The sequence below is a fragment of the Streptomyces sp. B21-083 genome (assembly GCF_036898825.1).
Classification (GTDB): domain Bacteria; phylum Actinomycetota; class Actinomycetes; order Streptomycetales; family Streptomycetaceae; genus Streptomyces.
Map to the genome: position 1 here is coordinate 3,163,607 of NZ_JARUND010000001.1, position 13,887 is coordinate 3,177,493.

Here is a 13,887-nt window from a genome sequence, read left to right on the forward strand (position 1 = left end):
AGATTCCGGACATGACGAAGCCCGGAACCACCGTGGCGGCGGAGTACGAGGAATCCCCGAAGCCCTGGCTCTCGGAGCCCGCCGATCCCTCCGATCCCGCCCCGCGCGTCCCCCGGCGCCGTGGCATCGAGCTGGCCCTCATCGTCGTCGCCGTCCTCCTCTGCGTGTACGGCTACTGCGATGTGGGCCTCGCGAGGAACGGCACCGTCCCGCCCGGCGCCGCCGGCTACGGCGCCGGGCTCGGCGTGCTCGCGCTCCTCGCCCATGTCGCGGTGCGCCGACGCGCCCCCTGCGCCGACCCGCTCCTGCTGCCCATCGGCGTGCTGCTCAACGGCCTCGGCCTGGTCCTCATCCACCGGCTCGACCTGGAGACGCCGGGGCCCCGGGCCGCCCCCGCCCAACTCGTCTGGTCCACGGTCGGCGTGGCGCTGTTCATCGTGGTGGTCGTCCTGCTGCGCGACCACCGGGTCCTCCAGCGGTACGCGTACGTCTGTGTGGCCGCCGCCCTCGTCCTGCTGACCCTCCCGATCTTCTTCCCGTCGGTGAACGGGGCCCGCATCTGGATCCGGATCGCCGGATTCTCCATCCAGCCGGGCGAGTTCGCGAAGGTGCTGCTGGCGGTCTTCTTCGCCGCGTATCTCGCCGCCAACCGGAACGCGCTGGCGTACACCGGCCGCCAGATCTGGCGGCTGCGCCGTCTCCAGCTTCCCACCGGGCGGGTCCTCGGCCCGATCGTGTCGATCTGGCTGATCAGCGTCGGCGTACTGGTGCTGGAGCGCGATCTCGGCACCTCGCTCCTCTTCTTCGGCCTCTTCGTGGTCCTCCTGTACGTCGCCACCGGCCGCACCGGCTGGATCGCGGTCGGTCTGCTGCTGGCCGCGCTGGGCGCCTTCGCCGTCGGCACCCTCGAACCGCACGTCCACAGCCGGGTCGAGGACTGGCTGCACCCGTTCGCGACGATCGAGGCGGGGCAGGGGCCCAACCAGCTCTCCCAGTCGTTGTTCGCGTTCGCGGCGGGCGGCATGCTCGGCACCGGACTGGGTCTCGGCCACTCGGTCCTGATCGGCTTCGCGGCCAAGTCGGACTTCATCCTGGCGACGGCTGGCGAGGAACTCGGGCTGGCCGGCCTCGGCGCGATCGTCATCCTGTACGCCCTGCTGGTGGAGCGCGGCTACCGGGCCGGCCTCTCGCTGCGCGACCCCTTCGGCCGGCTGCTCGCGGTCGGGCTCGCCTCGATCGTGGCGCTCCAGGTGTTCGTGATCGCGGGCGGGGTGTCGGGCCTCATCCCGCTCACCGGTATGGCGATGCCGTTCCTGGCGCAGGGAGGTTCGTCCGTCGTCACCAACTGGATCATCGTGGCGCTGCTGATCCGGATCAGCGACTCCGCCCGCCGCCGGCACAAAGACGACGACGGGCGGCCCACACCATGACGAGGCAGCCCGAACTGGCGAGAAAACCACGGCAGATGACTCGCTGCATCAAACACGCCGCCCTCTTCTGCGCCCTGCTGCTCCTGGCCCTTCTCGTCAACGTCACCCGCGTGCAGGTCGTCCAGGCCCAGCGCTACGACGACAACCCGGCCAACCGCCGCCAGGTGATCGCCCGTTACGGCCAGCCGCGCGGGACCATCCTGGTCGGCGGCCGGCCGGTCACCGGGTCCATCGACACCGGGGAGCAGCTCCGCTACGAACGGACGTACAAGAACGGCCCGTTGTACGCGCCGGTCACCGGCTTCGCCTCCCAGGTGTACGGCACGACGTTCCTGGAGCACGCGGAGGACGGCGTCCTGGCGGGCACCGATCCGCTGCTCTCCCCGTTCCCGCTGTGGAACGACGTGACGCGGGCGCGGAATCCCGGCGGCAAGGTGGTGACGACCATCGACCCGGCAGCCCAGCAGGCCGCCTTCCAGGGTCTCGCCGGGCACAAGGGTGCGGTGGCGGCCGTGGAGCCGTCGACCGGGCGCATCCTCGCTCTGGTCTCCGCGCCGTCGTACGACCCCGCGGTACTGTCCGGCAACAGACGTTCCGTGGAACGGAGTTGGCGGCGGCTGAACGGTGATCCCGACAAGCCGATGCTCAACCGGGCGGCACGGCAGACGTATCCGCCGGGTTCGACGTTCAAGGTGGTCACGGCGGCGGCGGCGCTCGACACCGGGGTGGTCACCGATCTGGACGAGCCGACCCGCTCCCCCGACCCGTACCGCCTCCCCGGTACGTCCACGGTGTTGACGAACGAGGGCGACGGCTGTGCGGACGCCTCGCTGCGGGACGCGTTCACCTGGTCCTGCAACACGGTCTTCGCCAAGCTGGGCGTGGACGTGGGTGCCGCCGATCTGGCGGCCACGGCGGACGGCTTCGGCTTCAACGACGCGGGGCTGCGCATCCCCTTCTCGGTCGCGCGGAGCACCCTGGACCGGCACGTCGACAGGGCGCAGTTGGCGCTGTCCGCGATCGGCCAGTACAACACGCGGGCCACGCCGTTGCAGATGGCGCTGGTCGCGGCGGCGGTCGCCAACGGCGGTCAGGTGCCCACTCCTTACCTGGTGGAGCGGACAACCACCGCACATGGGACGACAGTTGCCACCGCGGGTGTACGGAGTCGGCTCCGGGCGATGAGTCCGTCGACGGCCGTACGGATGCGGGAGCTGATGCGGGACGTCGTGGAGCGGGGTACCGGCACGAACGCGGCGATCCCCGGGGCCGTGGTCGGCGGCAAGACCGGCACCGCCCAGCACGGCATCGGCAACTCCGGTACGCCGTACGCCTGGTTCGTGTCCTGGGCGCAGGGCGGAGGGGACGCCGAGCCGACGGTGGCCGTCGCGGTGGTGGTCGAGGACGCCTCCGCCGACCGTACGGACATCAGCGGGGGCGGGACGGCGGCGCCGATCGCCCGGGCGGTGATGGAGGCGGTGCTCGGTGGGTGAGTAAAAGGGGATGCGGGGGCCGTGCCCCCGACCTACCGTGCGGCCATGACGCCATCTCCCGAAGCCGCGTACGAACTCGCCCAGGTCAACATCGGCCGCCTCAAAGCCCCGCTGGATTCGGCCCAGTTGAAGCCGTTCGCCGACGGCCTCGCGCCGGTGAACGCCGCCGCCGACGCCTCGGACGGATTCGTCTGGAGGCTGCAGGACGAGACGGGCGACGCGACCGACATGCGCGTGTTCGACGAATGGACCCTCGTCAACATGTCGGTGTGGCGGGACACGGACGCCCTCACGGCGTTCATGTACCAGGGCCGGCACCGGGAGTTGCTGGCGCGCCGCCGGGAGTTCTTCGAACGGCTGGAGGAGGCGGTCACGACGCTGTGGTGGGTGCCGGCGGGACACCGTCCGACGGTGGAGGAGGCGGAGACCCGCCTCCTCCATCTGCGTGCGCACGGCCCGACGGAGTACGCGTTCACGTTGCGCACGTCGTTCCCGCCGGGCCCCGCGGACCCGCTACCGCTGCCGGCACCGCTCAGCCGATCGGCTTCCTGATCTCCTCGCGGATCTTGACGGCGGTCTCGGCCGCGGCCGCGAGGTCCACCTGAGCGGGCTTCTTCGTGACCGTGTCGGCGGTGATCTCGGCGATGGAGGCACCGGTGTTGCCGTCCACCCAGCCGCAGACGGGGATCGTGATCTCCGTACCGAGCTGGGTCTGGACGAGCACCTCGCAGGTCACGGTCACGTCGGAGCCGGCCGGCTTGAAGTCCTTGGGCTTGACGGCGACCTTGGCACCCTTGCCGCCGGCCGCGCCGTCCATCATGTTGTCGCGGGCCAGGCCGGTGTTCTTGAACCGTCCGTACATGCCGGAGATCACCAGCGTGCCCTGCGCCTGGTCGCCGCCGAGGCTGTACTGACCGACCACCGCCTTGGTGTCCCGGGCGTCCCAGGCACCGTCGGCCTCGTCCTCGATGGTCTTGCCCTCGGCGCCGGAGAGGTCGCTCGCGAGTTCGTACTTCTCGTCGAGGACCTTCTGGGGCAGCGTCAGCTTGTACTGGGCGTCGGGAAACCCGGTGTCGGACTTCGCGCCGATCCAGTAGAGGCCGGCCACGCCCGCCACGGCCAGCACGACGACACCGCCGATGATGCCGAGGATCAGACCGAGCCGGCTCTTCTTGGGCGGCAGCACCGGCGCACCCCAGGCAGCGGGGGCGGGCGCGCCGTAGGGCTGCTGCCCGTAGGGGGACGGGGGCGGAGGCTGCTGTTGGCCGTACGGACCCGGCTGCGGGGCCTGATACGGCGGCGGAGGCGGCTGCTGGCCGTAGGGGCCCGACGTCGGGGGCGGGCCGTAGGGGTTCTCGGGCGGCTGGGGCGGCGGAGTCGTGGACACGCCAGAACGCTACTGCACTCGGGTGACCGCGTAAGCCTCGCACAAGGCTACGCGCGAGTACGTCCAGGGGATTGACCGACTTGCTGACAAGCGGTCTCATAAGAATGTGACGACAGTGACGGAAGCCGAGATACTCCGCGACGCCCTCGGTGTGCTCAAGGACCGCGAGCAGGTGGCCGAACGGCTCCTCGACGCGTCCGCGAAGCACTCCTTCGACCCCGACAAGGAACTGGACTGGGACGCCCCCTTCGAGGACGGCAAGTGGTTCTGGCCGCCCGAGCTGGTCTCCCTGTACGGCACTCCGCTGTGGAAACGGATGAGCGAGGAGCAGCGCATCCTGCTCTCCCAGCACGAGGCGGCGGCGCTCGCCTCGCTCGGCATCTGGTTCGAGATCATCCTGATGCAGCTTCTCGTACGGCACATCTACGACAAGGCGGCGACGAGCGCGCACGTCCGTTACGCCCTGACGGAGATCGAGGACGAGTGCCGTCACTCGAAGATGTTCGCCCGTCTGATCAGCCGCGGCGGCACCCCGTACTACCAGGTCAGCCGGGCGCACCAGAACCTCGGCCGCTTCTTCAAGACGGTGTCCACCACCCCCGGTTCCTTCACGGCGACCCTGCTCGGCGAGGAGGTCCTCGACTGGATGCAGCGCCTGACGTTCCCGGACGAGCGCGTCCAGCCGCTGATCAGGGGCGTGACGAGAATCCATGTGGTGGAGGAGGCCCGCCACGTCCGCTACGCCCGCGAAGAACTCCGCCGCCAGATGGTGACGGCCCCGAGATGGTCCCAGGAGTACACCCGCGTCACATCCGGCGAGTTCGCCCGCGTGTTCTCGGTCGCCTTCGTCAACCCGGACGTCTACACGAACGTCGGCCTGGACAGGGCGCAGGCGGTGGCCCAGGTACGGGCCAGCGGCCACCGCCGGGAGGTCATGCAGACCGGCGCGAAGAAGCTCACGGACTTCCTGGACGACATCGGGGTGTTGCGGGGTGTCGGCCGACGGCTGTGGAGGTCTTCGGGGCTGCTGGCGTGATTGCGGAGTGCGGCCCGGTGGGGGGCTGGTCGCGCAGTCCCCGGCGCCTCTCAAGGAGGCACGGGGCGCAGCCCCTGCCTGTCAGGGGCGCGGGGAACTGCGCGACCAGCCACGACGCACCCGCACCCGTACGCGCGGCCGCACCCGCACCCACCCACCCGCCCGACTACCCTGCACACATGCCCCCCGCCGCCCCCGCATACCGACGACTCGGCGTCGAGGAACGGAGACACCAGCTCCTGGAAGCCGCCCTCTCCCTCTTCGCCCACCGGACCCCGGAAGACGTCTCGCTCGACGACGTCGCCGAGGCCGCCGGAGTCTCCCGCCCCCTCGTGTACCGCTACTTCCCCGGTGGCAAGCAGCAGCTGTACGAGGCCGCGCTCCGCTCCGCCGCCGAGGAACTCGAACTCTGCTTCGACGAACCCCCGGAGGGCCCGCTCCCCCAGCGCCTCGCCCGCGCCCTCGACCGCTATCTCACCTTCGTCGACGGGCACGACGCCGGTTTCAGCGCCCTCCTCCAGGGCGGCAGCGTCGTCGAGACGTCCCGTACGACGGCCATAGTGGACCGGGTACGCCGTACCGCCGCCGAGCACATCCTCAGCCATCTGGAGGTCGCGGAACCGGGCCCCCGGCTGCGGATGACCGTACGGATGTGGATCACCGCGGTCGAGGCGGCCTCGCTGATCTGGCTGGACGAGGGCAAGGAGCCGCCGGTCGACGAGCTGCGGGACTGGCTGGTGGAACAGTTCATGGCGGTGCTCACGGTGACCGCCGGCCGCGACCCGCAGACCGCGGCCGTCGTACGCGACGCACTCGGCTCGACCACGACCTGACGCCGCCCCCGGCTGCCCCGTACCGGAAACTGATCCCGTGAAGAGCCAAGACACCGCCTTCGAGGGCGGCCCCCTGGACGGCCGTGTGCTGCCCATCCTGCTCGGCCCGACCGGGCACCCCCCGAAGACGTACAAGGTGCCGGTACCGGACGCGGCCGGCGGCCTGCCGACCGTCCTGGTCTACCGCCGCGTCCCCAAGGGCCCGCCGGGAAAGCTGGGCCTGCACCCGGGCTGGAAGTACGCCTACGACCCGGACGGCGACCAGGGCGGCGACCAGGGCGGCGACGGCAGGCTGCGCTGGCCGTGGTCGAAACCGGCCACCGGACCAGGCGCCACGCCGCAGGGCAAGCCGGACGACACCGACGGGTGACGAGGTTGGGCCGAACCGCGCACGCTCGGCGCGCGGACCTCGCGCCCGCGTCACAAGCTCGCGGTGCGGGCGGAAGGGCTGCCCCGCACCGGAGGTGATGACGTGTCAGGAAGGCTTCTACGTCTGGTCTGTACGGCGGCGATGGCCGCCGGCACACTCCTCGCACCCGTCCCCGCCCTGGCCGCACCGGCCCCGAGCCCCTCGGCGACCCAGTCCGCCAGTGATCCCGCCCCAGCGGAAGAACCCTCCATCGCCGCCCTTCTGACAGACCTTCAGCGGCTGTACCGCGAGGCCGAGCAGGCCACCGAGACCTACGACGCCACCGCCGAACGGCTGAAGCGGCAGCGCGCCGAGGTCCGGCGGCTGGACGGGCAGCTCGTGCGCGCCCGGCTCTCCCTGCACGAGCGGCGCGGCGCCCTCGGCCGGCTCGCCCGGCAGCAGTACCAGAGCAGCAGTGGCATCTCCCCGTACGTACAGCTGCTGCTGGCCCGCGATCCGCAGCACGCGCTCGAACAGGGTCATATGATCCGGCAGTTGGCGCTGGAACGGGCCGAGACGGTGGGCCGGCTGGTCGGCGGCGAGCGGCGCACCGACGGTCTGGCGCGCGCGGCCCGTGCCGCCCTGGACCAGCAACTCACCCTCGCCGAACAGCAGAAGCGGGACCGGGACGCCGTACGGGATCGGCTGAAGCGGGTCGAGGAGCTGCTCGCCACCCTCAGCACCGAACAGCTCGCCGGGCTGGCCGAGTTGGAGCAGGGCGAAGTGGCCGGGAAAGAGAGGGAGTTCATCACCTCTGGAGCGCTCAGCGCGGGCCGGAAGCCGTCCGAGGAAGGTGAGCGCGCTCTGCGGCAGGCGGTGGCGCAGCTCGGGAAGCCGTACGAGTGGGGTGCCGAGGGGCCGGCGTCGTTCGACTGCTCGGGGCTGACCTCGCAGGCCTGGGAGGCGGCGGGTCGGCCCATCCCCCGGACCAGCCAGGAGCAGTGGGCGCGGCTGCCGCACATCCCGCTGGCCGAGCTGCGCCCCGGTGACCTGGTCGTCTACTTCCCCGAGGCGACGCACGTGGCGCTCTACCTCGGGGACGGCATGGTCGTACAGGCGCCGCGTCCGGGTGCGAAGGTGAAGGTGTCACCGCTCTCGGCCAACCCGGTGCTGGGCGCCGTACGGCCGGACCCGGACGGGGAGCCGCTGCGGCGGTACACACCGCCTAAGCTCCCCGCCGACGCGACGGCGGGCTCGGACGAGGGCTACTCCCTCGCCACGAGGCCCGCGGATTCGCCCGCGGATTCCTACGCGCCCGTGCCCGCGACCGAGCCCAGATAGGCGGCCGTCTGCTCCGGTTCGTAGAAGAAGTTCTCGAAGTCCGACGGGTCGTCGAAGGCGTTGGCGAAGCGGTCGGCGGCCGGGGGCAACTGACCTGCCGCGCCCAGGAGGTTGATGATGTGCTCCGGCGGCGGGGCGAGCATCGCGTTGGTCCACTTGGTGACGTGCTGGGCGGTGTCCCAGTAGCGGTCGAAGGTGGCCCGCATCCAGGTCTCGTCGAACTCCTTCTCGCCCTGTTCGAGGATCGAGGCGAGATACGAAGCCGCGCACTTCGAGGCCGAGTTGGAGCCCTGGCCGGTGATCGGGTCGTTGGCCACGACCACGTCTGCCACGCCGAGGACCAGGCCGCCGCCGGGGAGACGGCCGACCGGGTTGCGGACGGTGGGCGCGTAACGGCCGGCCAACGTGCCGCCCCCGTCGGTGAGTTCGGCCTTGGTGGCCCGAGCGTACTCCCACGGCGTGAACCGCTCCATGAGTTCCAGGGTCAGGGAGAGGTGTTCGGCGGGGTCGCGGACGCCGTTGAAGACGTCGAGGGGGCCGCCGGGTATGCCCTCCCAGAACAGGATGTCGGCGCGGCCCGAGGTGGTGAACGTCGGCATGACGAACAGCTCACCGACACCCGGGACCAGGTTGCAGCGCACCGCTTCCATGTCGGGATGCTCGGGGCGCGGGCCCAGGCCGTGGACGTAGGAGACGGCCAACGCGCGCTGCGGCTCACGGTAGGGGGAGCGCTCGGGGTCGCGGGCGAACATCGACACCAGTTCGCCCTTGCCCGCGGCGACCAGGACCAGGTCGTACGTACGGTAGAAGTAGTCGAGGTCGCCGACCGCCGCGCCGTGGATGACCAGTTGGCCGCCGCGCTGGGCGAACGTCTCCATCCAGCCGGCCATCTTCACCCGCTGGTCGACCGACTGGGCGTGCCCGTCGAGCTTGCCGACCCAGTCGATCGCGCGCTGGGTCGGGCCCGGGTCGTGCGAGCCGGGGGCGGCGACCGAGACGCCGAGCCCTTCGATCTTCGGGGCCTGGGACTCCCAGAAGTTCAGCTGGAGATCGCGCTCGTGCTGGAGGGCCGTATGGAACATGCACTGCGTGGACATGACCCGGCCGGACCGGATCTCGTCCGAGGTCCGGTTGGACATCAGGGTGACCTCGTACCCGTGCGACTGGAGTCCGAGGGCTATCTGGAGTCCGGCCTGACCGGCTCCGACGACGAGTATCTTCCGCATACGGTCTGCTCTCTCCCCATGTCGCTGTGTAGCTGCCGCTGTTACTCGGGACTGACGTCCAACGCGTGCCCCACCAGGGCGAGCAGGGTCTCGATCACCGGGAGACGGCGCCGCGCATCCATGATCATGACAGGTATGTGGTCGGGCACCGTGAGGGCCTCCCGCACGTCCTCCGCCTCGAACTTGGCGCTGCCGTCGAAGTGGTTGACGGCCACGATGTACGGCAGCCCGCAGCTCTCGAAGTAGTCGAGCGCGGGGAAGCACTCCTTCAGCCGCCGGGTGTCGGCCAGCACGACCGCGCCGATCGCGCCGCGCACCAGGTCGTCCCACATGAACCAGAACCGTTGCTGGCCCGGCGTGCCGAAGAGGTAGAGGACCAGGTCGTCGTCGAGCGTGACGCGGCCGTAGTCCATGGCCACGGTGGTCGTGCGCTTCTCCGGGGTGGCGGTGAGGTCGTCGGTGCCCTCGCTCGCCTCGGTCATGAGCGCCTCCGTCTGGAGGGGCTCGATCTCCGAGATGGTGCCGACCATCGTGGTCTTGCCGACGCCGAAGCCGCCCGCGATCACGATCTTCGTGGCGATCGGCGCACGGGTGCGGTCCTCCTGCCACGGCCGCAACTCTTCGTCCTCCAGGGGACGTCGACCTTCCGGTGGAAGGTGGAGAAGCGGGGACACACCACGGGCGACGTCAGAGACGACGGAGTCCACTCAGCACCCTTTCCAGCAGCGCGCGGTCCGGCTGCCCCGGCCCGTGACCGGTTCCGTACACACGGATCTTTCCCTGGTCCGCGAGGTCGCTGAGGAGCACGCGGACCACGCCCAGCGGCATCTTCAGCAGCGCGGCGATCTCGGCCACCGTACGCATCCGGCGGCACAGTTCGACGATGGCCCGCAGCTCCGGCATGACCCGGGTGCTGAGGGAACCATTCTCCAACTCCTTGCGCTCCTCGGCCGCTTCGATCGCGGCGACGAACGTCTCGACGAGGAGGACATGGCCGAAGCGGGTCCGGCCGCCGGTCAGCGAGTACGGGCGTACCCGGGCCGGTTTGCGGTCGCCGCCCCGGACAGGAAGCTTGGGCGTGCCCGGCGTACTCACTTGGCACCCTCCGCCGAACGGCCCCGCCCGGGCCGGACGGCCATCGGGCCGACCGCCGCGGGTTCTTCGGCCGGCGTCCCGCGTTCGATCGACTCCCGTAGCTCACTGCGGAGTTCGGGGGTCAGGACATGCCCGGCGCGGCCCACGAAGAGCGCCATGTGGTACGCCACCACGCTCATGTCGCAGTCCGGGGAGCCGTGCACACCGAGCAGCGAGCCGTCGCTGATCGACATCACGAAGAGGGTGCCGTCCTCCATCGCGACCATGGTCTGCTTGACGGCGCCGTAGTCCATCAGCTTGGCGGCGCCGATGGTGAGGCTGCCGATGCCGGAGACGATGGTGGCGAGGTCGGCGGCGGAGCCTCTGGGGCCGGTCGGCCGGTCGGGCCGGCGTTCCGCGTTCCTGTCTGGGTCGGACGAGAGCAGGAGCAGACCGTCCGAGGAGACCACCGCGACCGACGTCAGTCCCGGCACCTCCTCGACGAGATTGCTCAGCAGCCAGTGCAGGTTGCGGGCTTCACTACTCAGGCCGAAGGTACTGGGCGCGGTCAACTGCTTGCCTCCTCGACAGTTCCCCCCGTGGTTTCTTCGGCACGTGCCGGCTCTGCCGTACGCGCCGTCTGTCCCGTCCGCTCCGCGATCTCCGCCTCCACGTCACGGTGTCCGTCGCGTGCACCGCGCTGGAATCCGCCGAGCCGGCGGCGCAGTGCCTCGGCGTCGACGGAAGCGGTGCGCTGTCTCGGCGGTTCGGCGGGCGCGGTGATCTTCGGGGTCCGCTTGGGCAGTCCCTTGTCCGTGACCGGTTCCTCCTCGACTCGCTCATGCGTGTCGGGGCCGATGGCGTAGGGGTCCGGGGCGGCGGTTCCGGTCACGGGCGCGGACGGGGCGTCGGTGTCGGGAGCCGTGGGGACGGTCGGCTCGGTGGTGTCCTCGGCCGGGGGCACCGGCAGAAGCAGCTCCATGGTGATCTCGGACGCGGGAAGGGGCGCGGGTGCCGGGGCCGACACATCCGTGTTCGTGTCCGTGTCCGTGTCCGCGTCCGTGTCCGTCGCCGGGTCCGCCTCGGCCTCCGCGTCGCGTACGGCCCGTTCCGCCAGGGCGATCATCGGGTCGGGCGCGTCGGCCGGGATCGGAGTGTCGGCCGGCGCCTCAGCCGGCTCACCCTCGGGCTCGACAACCGGCTCCTCGGCCTCCGAACGCCCTTGCAGGACATTGGAGTTGACCTCGGCGTCGGCACCCGGGAACGAGAGCGCCGGGGTGCCACCGGGCGTCGAGGCGGCCGACGGCGGTCCGGCGGCCGGGTCCGCCGCCAGCAGCGTCGTCGGCAGGACGACGACAGCCGCGACCCCGCCCTGCTTCTGCTCCCGCAACTGCACCCGCACCCCGTGCCGATGGGCGAGCCGCGCGACGACGTACAGGCCGAGCCCGATCCCGTCGCCGTCGTCCTGCTCGGCGCCGCCGCCCGTCTCGTAGGCGTCGTGCGGGGTGTCCGGGTCGAAGTCGGCGAGGCGGGAGTTGAGGCGGACCAGACGCTCGGCGGTCATACCGATGCCCTCGTCCTGGACGGAGAGCATGACCTCGCCGCTCTCCAGGAGCCAGCCGGAGATCTCCACCGGCAGCTCGGGCGGGGTGAACGAGGTCGCGTTCTCCAGGAGTTCGGCCAGCAGATGGCTGACGTCGTCGGCGGCGAACCCGGCGAGATGCGCGTGCGGCGGCAGCGCGGAGATACGCACCCGCTCGTACCGCTCGATCTCGCTCACCGCGGCGCGGACGACGTCGACGAGCGGGACGGGACCCGCGTGCTGGTGGCCGTGTTCGGCGCCGGCGAGGACGAGGAGGTTCTCGCTGTGCCGGCGCATGACGGTGGCGAAGTGGTCGAGCTTGAAGAGGGTGGCGAGACGGTCCGGGTCCTGTTCGCGCTCCTCCAGACTCTCGATGACCGCGAGTTGACGCTCGACGAGGCCGAGGGTGCGCAGCGCGAGGTTCACGAAGGTGCCGTGGATGCTGTGCCGGGTGCGCGCCAACTGGGTCGCGGCGTCGGCGAGTTCGGTGCGCAGTTCCTCGCGGGCGTCGGCCATCTTCTGGCGCTGGCCGACCAGGTGCTTGCGGTCGGACTCCAGGGTGGCGATGCGGTCGTGGACGGCGAGGGCGCGGGCGTGCAGGGCGTTGACGGAGCGGACGACCTGGGCGAACTCGTCGTTGCGGCCGGTGAACTTGATGGGTTCCTCGGCGAGCGGGTCGGCGGCCTCGGCCAGCCTGGCGGTGCCCCGGCGCAGCACGGAGAGCGGGCGGGTGAGGGTGCGGGCCATGGCGGTGGCGATACCGACGGCGACCAGGAGGAGGGCGCCGAGGACGGCGATCCTGATCTCCAGCTCGGTGACGTCGTCGTCCCGGAGCTGGGTGAGGGCCTTGGTGCGCCGGTCGTAGAGGGAGGCCTCGACGCCGCGCATCAGTTCGACGCGGGCGGAGACTGCCGCGTCCACACCGCTGAGGCTGGTGGCGAGCTCGCTCGTGGACAGCGTGGCCTGGTCGGTGAGCGACGCGAGGTACTTGTCGGCGGTGTCGACCTCGGGTCCGGTGACCGTGGAGTCGTAGCTGCCGACGGCGGCCTCGGGGGCCGTCTCGCGGAAGTCGGCGAGCGCCGCGTCCGAGCGCAGCCGGGCCTGCTGTGCGGCGGCGCTGAGCGCGTTCCGCGTCTTGGCGTCGGCCGGTGAGGTGACGGTCTGCTCGGACGTCAGCCCGGTGAACGGGTCGTAGTCGCTCTCGGTGGACGTCGGCACGCTGAGCGCGGCGAGGAGGAGCCCCCGGGCGGCGGCGGCCTGCTGGACGGCTGCGTCGAGTTCGGCGAGGGCGTAGGCGCCTGCGCCCGCTCGGGGCGGCTGCTTCTCGGCCAGTTGCTCGGCGAGGCGGTGCAGCCCGGCGATGGCGGCCGAGTAGGTCTCGTGCGACTGGAGAGCGGTGCTCTTGCCGGTGAGCGCCGCTTGGCGCAGCGTGGCGATGTCGTCGAGGTCCGCTCGGAGCGCGGCCGGGGTGTCCGGGTTGGCGCGCAGGTCGCCGACCTCGCGGTCGACGCGGGCGGCGCGCTGGTCGGAGGGCGCCTTCGCCTTGGGACGGCCGGCGGCGATGTAGACGGTGACCTCGTCACGCTCGTCGGCGAGCGAGTGGGCGAGGGTCAGGGCGTCCTGGGTCCGCGTCGCGAGCGTCACCAGGTCCTGGGAGTCGTGGAGCTGGGAGGAGGCGGCGATGACGGACGGGGCTCCGGCCCCGGCGATCGCGGCGGCCACTACGGCGACGGCCACGATGAGCCGGTTGCGGACGTGGCCGGGGCGACCCCGGCCCGCGGGATCGGTCGGGGCGTCACCGGTAGCGCCCCCTGCGGGAGCTGTCTGCCTGCCTGTGCGCCGAGGCCGCGTCTTCTGCACCGGTGCTCGCATTCCTGACTCGTGTGCCCATGGCCCGGGTGACGATCCGTCGGGACCCGGATGACGTTCCGTCAACTGCATGGCCGCCCGGATGGTTCTGGCCTGCCGCTCACCCGGTACGGTTCCGGTGCTCCGGCACGGTCCGGCTCCCGACCCTCCCATGCCGGTGGGCAGGGAGCGCGCGTCACCCGACCCGCCACTCGAAGGAGTGAACATCAAGGAGTCAACATCGGCGGGGAGTTGGCGGCAAGTTCCGTTGGCCTGTGCCCCCACCCC

Annotated in this window: 13 protein-coding genes; 7 read left to right on the forward strand and 6 right to left on the reverse strand. The window is 71.3% G+C overall.

Annotated features, from left to right (window positions below; translation table 11 throughout):
- Positions 1-11 precede the first annotated feature (11 nt).
- From QA861_RS14035 to QA861_RS14045, 3 genes are read left to right on the forward strand one after another with little or no spacing between them, the layout of a single operon-like run.
- A complete protein-coding gene (locus QA861_RS14035) occupies positions 12-1,430 on the forward strand; it encodes an FtsW/RodA/SpoVE family cell cycle protein (protein ID WP_334588668.1) in 1,419 nt (472 codons plus the stop codon).
- Between the two features lie 35 nt (positions 1,431-1,465).
- On the forward strand, positions 1,466-2,923 hold the full coding sequence (locus QA861_RS14040) for a penicillin-binding transpeptidase domain-containing protein (RefSeq protein ID WP_334588669.1): 1,458 nt from the start codon (positions 1,466-1,468) through the stop codon (positions 2,921-2,923).
- Positions 2,924-2,968: 45 nt separating this feature from the next.
- The gene (locus QA861_RS14045) at positions 2,969-3,475 is read left to right on the forward strand and encodes a DUF3291 domain-containing protein (protein ID WP_334588670.1); all 507 of its coding nucleotides are present in this window, start codon (positions 2,969-2,971) and stop codon (positions 3,473-3,475) included.
- Here QA861_RS14045 and QA861_RS14050 read toward each other — a convergent pair.
- On the reverse strand, positions 3,456-4,310 hold the full coding sequence (locus QA861_RS14050; RefSeq protein WP_334588671.1) for a hypothetical protein: 855 nt from the start codon (positions 4,308-4,310) through the stop codon (positions 3,456-3,458). The two genes, QA861_RS14045 and QA861_RS14050, sit on opposite strands and share 20 nt — an antisense overlap.
- Before the next feature lie 106 nt (positions 4,311-4,416).
- Between QA861_RS14050 and QA861_RS14055 the strand changes: the two genes are divergently transcribed.
- The 4 genes from QA861_RS14055 to QA861_RS14070 all read left to right on the forward strand — a co-directional run bounded on the left by QA861_RS14055 (position 4,417) and on the right by QA861_RS14070 (position 7,869).
- A complete protein-coding gene (locus QA861_RS14055; protein ID WP_334588672.1) occupies positions 4,417-5,346 on the forward strand; it encodes an AurF N-oxygenase family protein in 930 nt (309 codons plus the stop codon).
- Between the two features lie 179 nt (positions 5,347-5,525).
- Positions 5,526-6,179 (forward strand): TetR/AcrR family transcriptional regulator, encoded by a 654-nt coding sequence (locus QA861_RS14060; protein ID WP_334588673.1) that lies wholly within the window; start codon positions 5,526-5,528, stop codon positions 6,177-6,179.
- 37 nt (positions 6,180-6,216) lie between these two features.
- Complete coding sequence (locus QA861_RS14065; RefSeq protein ID WP_334588674.1) at positions 6,217-6,549, forward strand: DUF8847 domain-containing protein; 333 nt, start codon at positions 6,217-6,219, stop codon at positions 6,547-6,549.
- Positions 6,550-6,651: 102 nt separating this feature from the next.
- On the forward strand, positions 6,652-7,869 hold the full coding sequence (locus tag QA861_RS14070) for a C40 family peptidase (RefSeq protein WP_334588675.1): 1,218 nt from the start codon (positions 6,652-6,654) through the stop codon (positions 7,867-7,869).
- Here QA861_RS14070 and QA861_RS14075 read toward each other — a convergent pair.
- Genes QA861_RS14075 through QA861_RS14095 form a run of 5 tightly spaced genes read right to left on the reverse strand, consistent with a single transcriptional unit; the run spans position 7,836 to position 13,623 of the window.
- Complete coding sequence (locus QA861_RS14075; protein WP_334588676.1) at positions 7,836-9,095, reverse strand: styrene monooxygenase/indole monooxygenase family protein; 1,260 nt, start codon at positions 9,093-9,095, stop codon at positions 7,836-7,838. The genes QA861_RS14070 and QA861_RS14075 overlap by 34 nt on opposite strands.
- A gap of 41 nt (positions 9,096-9,136) precedes the next feature.
- Complete coding sequence (locus QA861_RS14080; protein ID WP_334588677.1) at positions 9,137-9,802, reverse strand: GTP-binding protein; 666 nt, start codon at positions 9,800-9,802, stop codon at positions 9,137-9,139.
- On the reverse strand, positions 9,783-10,190 hold the full coding sequence (locus QA861_RS14085; protein WP_334588678.1) for a DUF742 domain-containing protein: 408 nt from the start codon (positions 10,188-10,190) through the stop codon (positions 9,783-9,785). The genes QA861_RS14080 and QA861_RS14085 overlap by 20 nt, the downstream gene beginning before the upstream one ends.
- Positions 10,187-10,741, reverse strand: coding sequence for a roadblock/LC7 domain-containing protein (locus QA861_RS14090; protein WP_334588679.1), 555 nt, complete (start codon positions 10,739-10,741; stop codon positions 10,187-10,189). Before QA861_RS14090 ends, QA861_RS14085 begins: the two co-directional genes overlap by 4 nt.
- Positions 10,738-13,623, reverse strand: coding sequence for a nitrate- and nitrite sensing domain-containing protein (locus QA861_RS14095; protein WP_334588680.1), 2,886 nt, complete (start codon positions 13,621-13,623; stop codon positions 10,738-10,740). Before QA861_RS14095 ends, QA861_RS14090 begins: the two co-directional genes overlap by 4 nt.
- Positions 13,624-13,887 lie beyond the last annotated feature (264 nt).

Excerpts from the sequence above, each read along its gene's own strand:
- QA861_RS14035 (WP_334588668.1), top strand. The coding sequence starts at position 12 with ATGACGAAGCCCGGAACCACCGTGGCGGCGGAGTACGAGGAATCCCCG.
- QA861_RS14040 (WP_334588669.1), top strand. The coding sequence starts at position 1,466 with ATGACTCGCTGCATCAAACACGCCGCCCTCTTCTGCGCCCTGCTGCTC.
- QA861_RS14045 (WP_334588670.1), top strand. The coding sequence starts at position 2,969 with ATGACGCCATCTCCCGAAGCCGCGTACGAACTCGCCCAGGTCAACATC.
- QA861_RS14060 (WP_334588673.1), top strand. The coding sequence starts at position 5,526 with ATGCCCCCCGCCGCCCCCGCATACCGACGACTCGGCGTCGAGGAACGG.
- QA861_RS14075 (WP_334588676.1), bottom strand. The coding sequence starts at position 9,095 with ATGCGGAAGATACTCGTCGTCGGAGCCGGTCAGGCCGGACTCCAGATA.
- QA861_RS14095 (WP_334588680.1), bottom strand. The coding sequence starts at position 13,623 with ATGCGAGCACCGGTGCAGAAGACGCGGCCTCGGCGCACAGGCAGGCAG.